The organism is Symbiopectobacterium sp. (genome assembly GCF_051710365.1).
Taxonomy (GTDB): Bacteria; Pseudomonadota; Gammaproteobacteria; order Enterobacterales; family Enterobacteriaceae; genus Symbiopectobacterium.
The window spans coordinates 1-10,158 of record NZ_JBPETA010000124.1 but is presented as its reverse complement, the minus strand read 5'-3'; the positions used below and the strand labels follow the sequence as shown (position 1 = coordinate 10,158).

Here is a 10,158-nt window from a genome sequence, read left to right as displayed (position 1 = left end):
GATCAAGGTTACGGATGGTAACGTGGGGAGTACTCATGCTGATTGGTCTGCAAAAAGCAGTAATAAATTCAGAACTTCAGAATACCGTCAAGTCCCGAAAAAAGAAAAATCAGGTGCGGAATGACGGCTTTACATCGGGAGGCAGAGAAGCGCTGCTGGCGGCATGGGCGGTAAACAAAGTGCTGACGGCGCAAAGCAGCAGCGCAGACAGAAGTCGCTTTTTCATAAAAGTCCTTTTTCCATGAGGTAAATAACGCTATTGAATATCGGCGAAGAGAGCGTGTTCTTTAATTTTTTCAGTAATTAATTCAATTACATCATGATATTAGCATTATGCCACTAAATAATTACCGTTTCCGGTGATTGAGGCTGCTGACAAACTTATCTAAAACCGCCACTTTCCGCCCACTTCCGTCATTCCCGCGCAGGCGGGAATCTCTGGCAGGTGAAACGCGTTTCTTCTCACAGAGATCCCCGGCTTTCGCCGAGGATGACGAAGGGAATAAAGCGGCTTTTCTTGGCAGTAAGAATCAGTCCAGAATGATATGCGGGTAAAAGCGTGACAGATCCTGAGTGATCAGTTCGCGATCTTCGCGCAGGCCAATACCGCACGGCTGATCGTTGACTAACCAACTGCCGATCACCGTATGGCTGTCACCAAAGGTTGGCAGTGGGTGATACTGCTGAACGATCTTGCCTTCTTCGCCGTAAGGGCCATCTACAGCGGCGATCTGCTGCCCATTTTTCACGATCTGAATATTGGCACCTTCACGTGAGAACAGCGGTTTTACCACGTAGCTGTCGAGTGGCGGGTGGTCGTCATCGGCAAAATAGGCGGGCAGCAAGTTGGGATGGTTGGGGAACATTTCCCATAGCATCGGCAGCAACGCCTTGTTGGAGATGATGCTTTTCCAGGCCGGTTCCAGCCAGCGCACGCCCGCATCTTCCAGCTTGGTGGAAAATATTTCGCGCAGCATAAATTCCCACGGGTAGAGCTTGAACAGGTTGCCGATCACCTGATTTTGCATATCGGTGAACTGGCCTTTTTCACCCAGCCCAATCTCTTCCATGTAGAGGAATTCCGTGGGCACGCCCGCTTCCAGCGCGCAATCCTGAAGGTACTGCACCGTACCGCGATCTTCTTCGGTATCCTGACAGCAGGCCATATGCAGCAGGCCGAAGCCGTGATTAAGGCGCAGCTCTTCAAAGCGGGCGATCAGTGCTTCCTGAATGCTGTTGTACTGATCGGCATTTTGCGGCAGCTTACCGGCTTCTTTCTGATCTTCCAGCCATAACCATTGAAAAAAGGCCGCTTCATACAGCGATGTCGGCGTATCGGCATTGTTTTCCAGCAGCTTGGCCGGGCCTTTTCCGTCATAGGCCAGATCGAGGCGCGAGTAGAGCGAGGGCTGCTGGCTGCGCCATGAGCTTCTGACAAATTCCCAGGTGTGCTTGGGTATGCAGAATTTGGTCAGTAATGCATCGCTGCTGACCACCTTCTCGACCACTTGCAGACACATCTGGTGCAGTTCTGCGGTTGCCGCTTCCAGCTCTTCAATCTGCGCCAACGTGAACTGGTAGTAAGCATTTTCACACCAGTAGGGCTCGCCGTACATGGTGTGAAAGTTGAAACCAAACTCTGTAGCCTTTTCACGCCAATCTGGGCGTTCGGCAATATCAACGCGCTTCATGCTTATGTCCCTTAGCCACCCATACTGCGAGAAGATGAGCTGGAACCGGTGCTGGCGCTGCTACGTTGCATACTGGTCTGCTTGGCGACGCTTTCGCCAAAACCACCACGGGTGATGGTGTTAGTGGTCGCTGGTTTAGGAGCTAGTGCTGTTTTGGGGACAGTAACGGTGCGACCGGAGGTGGCAGCGCCGTAGCTTTTACCACTGGCGTCAACGAACTGGCCGTTGGCCGGGCTTGCCGGAGAGCGGGGAGAGAACAGCGGCTGCTGGGCAAAGCCTGCGCCACCGCTCATCATGCGGCCCATCATGTAACCGGCCATCAGCGGCATCCAGGAACTGCTGGTTTGCGTTGGCTGAGCGGCGGTGCCAGCCTGAGCAGGTACTGGCGTACATTGCGCTTCGCCAAATTCTGCGACGCAGTCTTCTTTGCTGGCGTATTTCGGTGCGGTTTTTTCGGCTTCTTTCAGAGCGTTGTTGTACGCCGTGGTGCACTGCGCGCTCATGGACGGGTTCGCCGCCGAGCAGTCATCCGCATTTTGATACATCGACACGGTTTCGTCAGTCTGTTCGCAACCGGCCAGAATAAACGCGGCGCTGATCGCAAGCGCAACCGGTGCCAGACGATAAGTGCGCCACCCTTTTCGGAAAGCGTCCTTCTGTATGTTTTCTGTACGTTTCATGTGGTTATCCCAGAGGGTAAGGCGTCAATGCCAAAGGTATGCCAAGTGTGCATTAGCATAGGGGATGGCTGGCTGAATTTAAAGCATTACGCCTGTCAGAACGCCTGCTCTTTACGTTGCTATACATTTAATTGCGCGCTTGGACGGCTTGGAATAAATCAGCGCCAAATAAAAAGGAGATACGCTGGGTATCTCCTTAAGGTACTTAACTGCACTGCCTGACGGGGACGACGTCATTAGCCGCGCGGTGCTCTCGGCTCCGGCGCGCTGTTGTCAGTAAAGACCGGTGACGTGGAAACGTCCTGACCTAACGCGCCGTTCAGCGCCTGCAAGTTGTTTTCATTCAAGGTGCCCAACGCTGACTTGATGTTCAACTGGTTGATCAGGTAGTCGTAACGCGCGTTAGAAAGCTGCTGCTTGGCGTTATATAACGTGGTGGTGGCATCCAACACGTCGACGATAGTACGAGTACCCACCTGATAGCCCGCTTCCATCGCGTCCAGGGAGCTTTGCGCTGACACTTCGGCCTGTTTGTAAGCGTTGATGCTGCTGATAGAGGCAGAAATATTGTTAAACGAGGAGCGCACAGTCTGCACCACGGAGCGATGCGCGCTTTCCAGCAGTTCGCTGGCGCTGACAAAGCTGTGTTGTGCCTGTTTTACGCGTGAGCTGGTGGCACCACCGCTGTAGAGCGGCACGGTTAATGACAGGCCGATTTTGTTTTGGCCTGCATCAAGATCCCTTGAGGTATTATTGGAACCGGTGTTACGCGTGTTGCTGACGCCGGAGGAAGCCGTCAGATCCAACGTTGGCATATGACCGGTTTCCGCTGAACGAATCTGCTCACGCGCCAGATCCTGGCTCAGGCGAGCGGACAACAGGCTCAGGTTATGGTTTTCCGCGTCTTTCAGTAAGGTGGCGATTGCCCCCGGTTTCTCGGTGGAGAATCGGGTGATGTTCAGCCCTGCCAGTTGCGGATAGAAGTTGCCGCTGACCTGACGCAGATTTTCCAGCGCGTTATCCAGCGTGTTGCGAGCGGAGACTTCGCTGGCCAATACGCTGTCATATTGCGCGCGGGCGTTTTGTACGTCGGTGATAGCGACCAAACCGACATTAAAGCGCTGAGTGGTTTGATCGAGCTGGCGGTAAATGGCCTGTTTCTGGGCGTTAACGTAGGAGAGCGCGTCAATGGCGCGCAGCACGTTGAAATAAGCCGTGGCCGTATCCAGGATCAATGACTGCTGTGCGGTCTGGTAGGTCACATCTTGAATGCCCGCCTGCTTTTCTTGCAGCGTCAGGGCGCGCCATTTCGACATATCAAACAGGGTCTGGGTCAACTGCAAGGAACCGCTGGTAACGTTGCTGTTCACGCCATTGCTATCGCGAAAACCTTTGGTGTAACCGTAGTCGGCACCGAGCCCGAGTTGTGGCAACAGGGGGCTGCGAGCCTCATTGATTTTCTCGAAAGCGGCATCACGGGTAGCAGCCGAGCTGCGCAAATCCGGGTTGGTGGTTTTAGCTTGTTGATAGACCTGTAACAGATTTTCCGCGTGACCCACGGCGCTAAAGCCGCTCAGGCTCAGACCAATAAGAAGAGGGAGCAATTTCTTCATGTGCATTCCTTGTTGTGCAGCTAAGGCAACGATGTAGCGGAGATAGCGCTGTCAAAAAACGAATCCGGCAGATTCTATCAGAATGTGCCAATAGGATAAGTTGGCTGAACGTGCCATCTTCCCCCTGACCGACCCCATTAGGGGGTTTAATTTGCTCTCATACCCTAACGTTTGGTCAAATAGGTGTTCTATTAATCCAATTTATCACAAAGCATCGCAAGTATGATGTCCATCTTGATAAATGAGACACATCCCCGTACCTGCTGTTGCTCGCAAGGAGTTGAGGTATGGCTGTTTCTGCGTTCCATCCGGCGACTTTCCATAAAGACGATGTAGAAATTATTGCACGAGAGTCGCTGTACGATGGTTTTTTTTCGCTCGAGCGCTATCGTTTTCGTCATCGGTTGTTTAACGGTGAGATGAGCGGTGAAGTCAGCCGGGAAATTCTGGAGCGTGGTCATGCGGTTGTGCTGCTGCCCTACGATCCGGTACGGGACGAAGTGGTGTTGATTGAACAGATCCGCATTGCCGCTTATGACACCAGTCCGACCCCGTGGCTGTTTGAACTGGTGGCAGGCATGATTGAGCCAGGTGAATCTCTGGAAGCGGTGGCGCGACGTGAAGCGCAGGAAGAGGCCGGTCTCAACGTCGGACGCTGTAAACCGATTATCAGCTATCTGGCGAGCCCGGGTGGCACCAGTGAGCGTCTGGCGGTGATGGTGGGAGAAGTCGATGCCCGTGCCGCACAGGGTATTCACGGTCTGGCCGAAGAGAATGAAGACATTCGGGTGCATGTCGTCAGCCGCGAACAGAGCTATGCCTGGGTGGAAAGTGGAATTATTGATAACGCGGCGTCTGTCATTGCGCTGCAATGGTTGGCGTTGCACCATATTGCAATTGAGACAGGCGTGGACGGAGTAAACGGATGAAACGCTACACCCCGGATTTTCCGGCCATGATGCGGCTGTGCGAAATGAATTTCGCACAATTACGCCGTTTATTGCCGCGAAAGGATGAAGTCGGAGAAAGTGCGGTTTATCATGTAAATAGTGCAAGCTATCGCTTAACGATAGTGGAATCCACGCGTTATACCTCATTGGTTGAAATCCAGCAGATTGCGCCCGCCGTCAGCTATTGGAGCCTGCCAACGTTGAGCGTGCGACTCTACCACGACGCGCTGGTTGCGGAAGTGTGTGCCAGTCAGCAGATCTACCGTTTTAAAGCACGTTATGATTATCCGAATAAAAAATTGCATCAACGTGATGAAAAGCATCAAATTAATCAGTTTCTTGCTGATTGGCTAAGGTACTGCCTGGCGCATGGTTTTACATCGGCATCGCGAAATGCCGATTCCAGTCTGTTAGACAGATTTCAGTAACCAAGGATACTATTTTTTGGAAAGTCTGCTGAAAGTTCCTGTGGCGAGTGGGGCCAGAATCAGGATTTTACAAATAACCGATACCCACTTGTTTGCCGGCGAGCACGAGACACTGCTCGGCGTGAACACATACCGTAGTTACCATGCCGTGCTGTCTGCCATTCAGGCGCAGGGGCAGGATGTTGACCTTATTGTGGCAACGGGAGATCTTGCTCAGGATCATTCGCAGGAGGCCTATCACCACTTCACGCGCGGCATTGCGCAGTTATCCGCACCTTGCGTATGGCTGCCGGGAAACCATGATTTCCAGCCTGCGATGGTGGATGTGCTGGCACAGGCTGGCATTGCGCCTTCCAAGCACGTGCTGTTGGGCGATGCCTGGCAGATTATTTTATTAGACAGTCAGGTGTTTGGCGTACCCCACGGCGAATTGAGTGAATATCAACTCGAGTGGCTGGAGCGCAGCCTGCTGCGTTTTCCAGAGCGTCATACGCTGTTGCTGTTACATCACCATCCGCTGGCTTCAGGCTGTACTTGGCTCGATCAGCACAGCCTGCGTAATGCGCACCATCTGGATGCGGTGCTGGCGCGTTATCCGCAGGTGAAAAATGTGCTGTGCGGGCATATTCATCAGGAGCTGGATCTTGACTGGAACGGGCGCAGGCTGATGGCGACGCCTTCCACCTGTGTACAGTTCAAACCGCACTGCACTAACTTTACCATTGACGATGTCGGGCCCGGCTGGCGTTATTTGGATCTGTTATCGGATGGTTCGCTGGAGACGCGCGTTTACCGCCTGAACGGTAGCGAGTTTTTGCCTGATATGGATTCGGACGGCTATTAATGCCTACGCTACTCTACCTCCACGGTTTCAACAGTACGCCTAAATCGGCCAAAGCGACGGCGCTGGCCGCATGGCTGGCGCAGCACTATCCCCAGATAGAGATGCTGGTGCCGCAACTGCCGCCCTATCCGGCGGAGGCGGCCAACCTGTTGGAGTCGTTGGTGATGGAGCGAGCGGGGCATCCCCTCGGCCTGGTGGGGTCATCGCTGGGCGGCTATTATGCCACCTGGTTGTCGCAATGTTTTACCTTGCCCGCCGTGGTCGTCAATCCGGCGGTAAAACCCTTCGAACTGTTGCTGGAACATCTCGGCGAATATCGTAACCCCTATACAGGTGAAGAATATGTGCTAGAGTCTCGGCATATTTACGACCTGAAAGTGATGCAGATTGAATCACTCGAGGCGCCGGATTTACTGTGGTGTTTGCTCCAGACAGGGGATGAAGTGCTGGATTATCGGCAGGCTGTGGCGTATTACACGGCGTGTCGCCAGACGGTGGAATCGGGTGGGAACCACAGTTTTGTTGGGTTTGAACAGTATTTTGACCCCATTGTGCGTTTCCTTGGATTGAGCGACGATTGACCCGTTCTGTACTGCACTGCCCTTACTGACACGGACAGCGACAACGCGTGGTCCGCGGGCTGTGCACCCTCTCAGCGCCATTCCGTTTTACACATTTAAACAACGACTAACGCGAATATGAGTCAATCAAGTTATAACGCTGATGCCATTGAGGTGCTCAGCGGCTTAGAACCGGTGCGCCGCCGTCCGGGGATGTACACCGATACCACACGCCCCAACCATTTGGGGCAGGAAGTGATTGATAACAGCGTCGATGAAGCGCTGGCGGGCCATGCGCGCCGTGTTGACGTTATCCTGCATGAAGATCAGTCACTTGAAGTGATTGACGATGGCCGTGGCATGCCCGTGGATATCCACCCTGAAGAAGGGGTGCCCGCCGTTGAGCTGATTCTGTGTCGCCTGCACGCGGGCGGGAAATTCTCCAACAAAAACTACCAGTTCTCCGGTGGTTTGCACGGCGTGGGCATCTCGGTGGTGAACGCGTTATCTTCACGCGTGGAAGTGACCGTGCGACGCGACGGGCAGGTTTACGACATTGCCTTCGAAAACGGCGAGAAGGTGCAAGCGCTAACGGTGAGCGGCACCTGCGGGCGACGCAACACCGGTACCCGTGTACATTTCTGGCCGGATGCCAGTTTTTTTGACAGCCCGCGTTTTTCTGTCTCGCGCCTGACGCATTTATTGAAAGCCAAAGCGGTGCTGTGCCCCGGCGTGGAAATCACGTTTAAAGACAAGGTCAACAATACCGAACAGCGTTGGTGCTATCAGGATGGTCTGAACGACTACCTGTGCGAAGCGGTTAACGGTTTGCCGACGCTGCCGGAAAAACCGTTTATCGGCGCTATCGCGGGCGATACCGAAGCGGTGGACTGGGCGCTGCTGTGGCTGCCGGAAGGGGGCGAACTGTTGACGGAAAGTTACGTCAACCTGATCCCAACGATACAAGGCGGGACGCACGTTAACGGCCTGCGTCAGGGCTTGCTGGATGCCATGCGTGAGTTTTGCGAATTCCGCAATATTCTACCGCGCGGCGTGAAACTCAGTGCCGAAGATATCTGGGAACGCTGTGCCTATGTGCTGTCGGTGAAGATGCAGGATCCGCAGTTTGCTGGGCAGACCAAAGAGCGTCTTTCTTCGCGTCAGTGCGCCGCGTTTGTGTCTGGCGTGGTGAAGGATGCGTTTAGCCTGTGGCTGAACCAGAACGTGCAATCGGCTGAAATTCTGGCCGAATTGGCAATTTCCAGCGCCCAGCGTCGCATGCGCGCGGCCAAAAAAGTGGTGCGCAAGAAATTGACCAGCGGCCCGGCGTTACCGGGGAAACTGGCGGACTGCACCTCACAGGATTTGAATAAAACCGAACTGTTCCTGGTGGAAGGGGATTCTGCGGGCGGCTCCGCCAAGCAGGCGCGTGAGCGTGAGTTTCAGGCCATCATGCCGCTCAAAGGTAAGATCCTCAATACCTGGGAAGTCTCTTCCGATGAAGTGCTGGCCTCGCAGGAAGTGCATGATATTTCTGTCGCAATCGGTATGGATCCCGACAGCGACGATCTCAGCCAGTTGCGCTATGGCAAGATCTGTATTCTGGCGGATGCCGACTCGGACGGTTTGCACATCGCCACGCTGCTGTGTGCGCTGTTTGTGCGCCATTTCCGCCCGTTGGTGGTGGGCGGCCATGTGTATGTCGCCATGCCGCCGCTCTACCGTATCGATCTGGGCAAAGAGGTGTACTACGCGCTGGATGAAGAAGAAAAAGCCGGCGTGTTGGAGCAGCTTAAGCGCAAGAAGGGCAAGCCTAACGTTCAACGCTTTAAAGGGTTGGGCGAGATGAACCCGCTACAGCTGCGCGAAACCACGCTTGATCCTAATACGCGCCGCCTGGTGCAGCTCACCATCAGCGAAGACGATGTGAACGAAACGCTGGCGGTGATGGATATGCTGCTGGCGAAGAAACGCTCGGAAGATCGCCGCAACTGGCTGCAAGAGAAGGGCGATCGGGCGGATATTGAGGTGTGAGGTGTGATGCTGCTAGCGCGCAATCTTGTATAAACAGAACCGCTCCAGCGCATGACCCGCCGGTATTTTGGGATAATTAAAATCTTCACCGGTGTTGGTCATGCCTGCCTTTATCATCACACGCTGTGAAGCCATATGTTGCAGCGGGGTATAGGCGTAGACCTCTGGTGCCTCAAGTTGCTCAAAGGCATAACTGATCACGCGTTTTGCCCCTTCCGTGGCGTAGCCGTTTCCCCAGTGCCGCGCTTGTATGCACCAGCCCGCTTCGATAAGCGGCGCATGAGGAATTCCGCTCTCTTCCTGCTGCTTATGCAAACCAATAAAGCCGATAAATTGGTCACGTATTCAATGTGTTGCTCCGCAATAAAAATAGTATTCATGCTCTATGTTCTCTTCATGCATTCAGGCTGGTTTTAAACACCTTTTTTGCATGCCAGACTATGTAGCAATACACTCATTGAATACGTGACCCGATAAATTCGCCGCTTGATTTCAATTCCACGGCCCAGAAGCCCCAGCCCTTGTTGGCAATATGTCTGCTGATACGCCCGGCCTGTGCATCGCTTTCTTCGCGCGACATCAGCTCAGGGAAATAGCGCATCACCGTCGGGTCGGCATTCAATTGTGCAAAAATGGGGTAATCTTCATCGCGCCATTGGCGCAGGATCAACCTTTCCGTCTCGATCATAGCGATTTTTCTCCATATTCACGCTGAAGACTAACAAATCAATGTGAAAGACGCTGACAGGCTTCATGGCTTCACAGTAGAGTAAGTGTGCATCTTAATCCTTGACGACTGTGTAAGATTATGAAAAACAATCACGAAAAAGACTCGGGTGGCACAGAAAAACTTGATGGCGGTGCGCGCCGTGTACGGCTGGAAGATATCGCCGCGCGCTGTGGTACGTCGTTAAGCACGGTGTCTCGTGCGCTGAGCGGTGCGCTACAGCCCCGCCGTGGAAATGGGGGGCTCCCGTATCGTGCTGGCCGTCTCTCAGGTAGCGATGCTGGATTACCACCGTTATCAATTCAGTTGGTATGTGCTGCAAGGGCTGAAAGAGCGCGCCAAAGTGCTGGGTCTGGATTTGGTGACCCATCCGCTGTCCGACAAGGGCACGCAGGCGCTGACCGATCTGCTCAACCAGGAGGATATCGGCGGCATTCTGGCACTTACCGTCGACGATCCGGCGATTTTAGACGTTGTAGTAAACCTGAAAAAACCTGCGGTACTGGTGAACCCGTCATTCCGCACCTGATTTTTCTTTTTTCGGGACTTGACGGTATTCTGAAGTTCTGAATTTATTACTGCTTTTTGCAGACCAATCAGCATGAGTACTCCCCACGTTACCATCCGTAAC

11 protein-coding genes are annotated in these 10,158 nt (G+C 53.7%); 6 read left to right on the top strand and 5 right to left on the bottom strand.

The features are described 5' to 3' along the window. Positions 1–530: 530 nt before the first annotated feature. The 3 genes from ACTBDZ_RS11875 to tolC all read right to left on the bottom strand — a co-directional run bounded on the left by ACTBDZ_RS11875 (position 531) and on the right by tolC (position 3,984). The gene (locus ACTBDZ_RS11875) at positions 531–1,691 is read right to left on the bottom strand and encodes a glutathionylspermidine synthase family protein (RefSeq protein WP_438815466.1); all 1,161 of its coding nucleotides are present in this window, start codon (positions 1,689–1,691) and stop codon (positions 531–533) included. An 11-nt stretch (positions 1,692–1,702) separates the two neighbouring features. Further along, positions 1,703–2,371: a DUF1190 family protein gene (locus tag ACTBDZ_RS11870; RefSeq protein ID WP_438815465.1), complete on the bottom strand. Its 669-nt coding sequence runs from the start codon at positions 2,369–2,371 to the stop codon at positions 1,703–1,705. A gap of 236 nt (positions 2,372–2,607) precedes the next feature. Further along, on the bottom strand, positions 2,608–3,984 hold the full coding sequence (gene tolC / locus ACTBDZ_RS11865) for an outer membrane channel protein TolC (RefSeq protein WP_438815464.1): 1,377 nt from the start codon (positions 3,982–3,984) through the stop codon (positions 2,608–2,610). Between the two features lie 287 nt (positions 3,985–4,271). On the opposite strand from tolC, the gene nudF reads away from it, so the two are divergent. From nudF to parE, 5 genes are all read left to right on the top strand, one after another. Beyond that, entirely contained in the window at positions 4,272–4,913 is a 642-nt protein-coding gene (gene nudF / locus ACTBDZ_RS11860) for an ADP-ribose diphosphatase (RefSeq protein WP_438815463.1), read from the top strand. Next, a complete protein-coding gene (locus ACTBDZ_RS11855) occupies positions 4,910–5,362 on the top strand; it encodes a DUF1249 family protein (protein WP_438815462.1) in 453 nt (150 codons plus the stop codon). Before nudF ends, ACTBDZ_RS11855 begins: the two co-directional genes overlap by 4 nt. A 16-nt stretch (positions 5,363–5,378) precedes the next feature. Further along, the gene (cpdA, locus tag ACTBDZ_RS11850; protein ID WP_438815461.1) at positions 5,379–6,206 is read left to right on the top strand and encodes a 3',5'-cyclic-AMP phosphodiesterase; all 828 of its coding nucleotides are present in this window, start codon (positions 5,379–5,381) and stop codon (positions 6,204–6,206) included. Continuing rightward, positions 6,206–6,787 (top strand): esterase YqiA, encoded by a 582-nt coding sequence (gene yqiA / locus ACTBDZ_RS11845; protein ID WP_438815460.1) that lies wholly within the window; start codon positions 6,206–6,208, stop codon positions 6,785–6,787. Before cpdA ends, yqiA begins: the two co-directional genes overlap by 1 nt. 117 nt (positions 6,788–6,904) lie before the next feature. Continuing rightward, positions 6,905–8,800 carry a DNA topoisomerase IV subunit B gene (gene parE, locus ACTBDZ_RS11840; RefSeq protein ID WP_438815459.1) on the top strand — a complete coding sequence of 632 codons (1,896 nt, stop codon included), beginning with the start codon at positions 6,905–6,907 and terminating at the stop codon, positions 8,798–8,800. Positions 8,801–8,812: 12 nt separating this feature from the next. Here parE and ACTBDZ_RS11835 read toward each other — a convergent pair whose 3' ends face one another. Together ACTBDZ_RS11835 and ACTBDZ_RS11830 are read right to left on the bottom strand one after the other, a co-directional pair. Then, positions 8,813–9,130 (bottom strand): GNAT family N-acetyltransferase, encoded by a 318-nt coding sequence (locus tag ACTBDZ_RS11835; protein ID WP_438815467.1) that lies wholly within the window; start codon positions 9,128–9,130, stop codon positions 8,813–8,815. 124 nt (positions 9,131–9,254) lie between these two features. Then, positions 9,255–9,488 carry a GNAT family N-acetyltransferase gene (locus ACTBDZ_RS11830; RefSeq protein ID WP_438815458.1) on the bottom strand — a complete coding sequence of 78 codons (234 nt, stop codon included), beginning with the start codon at positions 9,486–9,488 and terminating at the stop codon, positions 9,255–9,257. 250 nt (positions 9,489–9,738) lie between these two features. Between ACTBDZ_RS11830 and ACTBDZ_RS11825 the strand changes: the two genes are divergently transcribed. After that, positions 9,739–10,056, top strand: a complete 318-nt coding sequence (locus ACTBDZ_RS11825; protein WP_438815457.1) for a hypothetical protein — start codon at positions 9,739–9,741, stop codon at positions 10,054–10,056. Positions 10,057–10,158: the final 102 nt, after the last annotated feature.

Excerpts from the sequence above, each read along its gene's own strand:
- ACTBDZ_RS11875 (WP_438815466.1), bottom strand. The coding sequence starts at position 1,691 with ATGAAGCGCGTTGATATTGCCGAACGCCCAGATTGGCGTGAAAAGGCT.
- ACTBDZ_RS11870 (WP_438815465.1), bottom strand. The coding sequence starts at position 2,371 with ATGAAACGTACAGAAAACATACAGAAGGACGCTTTCCGAAAAGGGTGG.
- tolC (WP_438815464.1), bottom strand. The coding sequence starts at position 3,984 with ATGAAGAAATTGCTCCCTCTTCTTATTGGTCTGAGCCTGAGCGGCTTT.
- nudF (WP_438815463.1), top strand. The coding sequence starts at position 4,272 with ATGGCTGTTTCTGCGTTCCATCCGGCGACTTTCCATAAAGACGATGTA.
- ACTBDZ_RS11855 (WP_438815462.1), top strand. The coding sequence starts at position 4,910 with ATGAAACGCTACACCCCGGATTTTCCGGCCATGATGCGGCTGTGCGAA.
- yqiA (WP_438815460.1), top strand. The coding sequence starts at position 6,206 with ATGCCTACGCTACTCTACCTCCACGGTTTCAACAGTACGCCTAAATCG.
- parE (WP_438815459.1), top strand. The coding sequence starts at position 6,905 with ATGAGTCAATCAAGTTATAACGCTGATGCCATTGAGGTGCTCAGCGGC.
- ACTBDZ_RS11830 (WP_438815458.1), bottom strand. The coding sequence starts at position 9,488 with ATGATCGAGACGGAAAGGTTGATCCTGCGCCAATGGCGCGATGAAGAT.